Consider the following 1,383-nt stretch of genomic DNA (forward strand, 5'->3'; position numbering starts at 1 on the left):
CTGAGACCTGATGCCGAGCCGATTGTGGTGAAGTGGATGATCCTATGCTGTCGAGAAAAGCCTCTAGCGAGTTTCATGGCGGCCCGTACCCCAAACCGACTCAGGTGGTCAGGTAGAGAATACCGAGGCGTTCGGGTGAACTATGGTTAAGGAACTCGGCAAAATGCCCCCGTAACTTCGGGAGAAGGGGGGCCGGAACTGGTGATCGGATTTACTCCGTGAGCTGGGGCCGGCCGCAGAGACCAGCGAGAAGCGACTGTTTACTAAAAACACAGGTCCGTGCGAAGCCGTAAGGCGATGTATACGGACTGACGCCTGCCCGGTGCTGGAACGTTAAGGGGACCGGTTAGTCACATTTCGGTGTGGCGAAGCTGAGAACTTAAGCGCCAGTAAACGGCGGTGGTAACTATAACCATCCTAAGGTAGCGAAATTCCTTGTCGGGTAAGTTCCGACCTGCACGAATGGCGTAACGACTTCTCGACTGTCTCAACCATAGGCCCGGTGAAATTGCATTACGAGTAAAGATGCTCGTTTCGCGCAGCAGGACGGAAAGACCCCGGGACCTTTACTATAGCTTGATATTGGTGTTCGGTTCGGCTTGTGTAGGATAGGTGGGAGACTTTGAAGCCGTGACGCCAGTCATGGTGGAGTCGTCGTTGAAATACCACTCTGGTCGTGCTGGATGTCTAACCTGGGTCCGTGATCCGGATCAGGGACAGTGTCTGGTGGGTAGTTTAACTGGGGCGGTTGCCTCCTAAAGAGTAACGGAGGCGCCCAAAGGTTCCCTCAGCCTGGTTGGCAATCAGGTGTTGAGTGTAAGTGCACAAGGGAGCTTGACTGTGAGACCGACGGGTCGAGCAGGTGCGAAAGCAGGGACTAGTGATCCGGCGGTGGCTTGTGGAAGCGCCGTCGCTCAACGGATAAAAGGTACCCCGGGGATAACAGGCTGATCTTCCCCAAGAGTCCATATCGACGGGATGGTTTGGCACCTCGATGTCGGCTCGTCGCATCCTGGGGCTGGAGTAGGTCCCAAGGGTTGGGCTGTTCGCCCATTAAAGCGGTACGCGAGCTGGGTTTAGAACGTCGTGAGACAGTTCGGTCCCTATCCGCTGTGCGCGTAGGAATATTGAGAAGGGCTGTCCCTAGTACGAGAGGACCGGGACGGACGAACCTCTGGTGTGCCAGTTGTCCTGCCAAGGGCATGGCTGGTTGGCTACGTTCGGGAGGGATAACCGCTGAAAGCATCTAAGCGGGAAGCCTGCTTCGAGATGAGTGTTCCCACCTCCTTGAGAGGGTAAGGCTCCCAGTAGACGACTGGGTTGATAGGCCGGATGTGGAAGCCCTGTAAGGGGTGGAGCTGACCGGTACTAATAGGCCGAGGG

Annotated in this window: 1 rRNA gene; it reads left to right on the forward strand. The window is 56.2% G+C overall.

What is annotated here, in order from left to right:
• A 23S ribosomal RNA gene (locus P3T29_RS32590) occupies positions 1 to 1,380 on the forward strand; the annotation flags it as partial.
• Between the last annotated feature and the right edge of the window lie 3 nt (positions 1,381 to 1,383).

It is taken from the genome of Kitasatospora sp. MAP5-34 (genome assembly GCF_029894335.1).
Lineage (GTDB): Bacteria > Actinomycetota > Actinomycetes > Streptomycetales > Streptomycetaceae > Kitasatospora.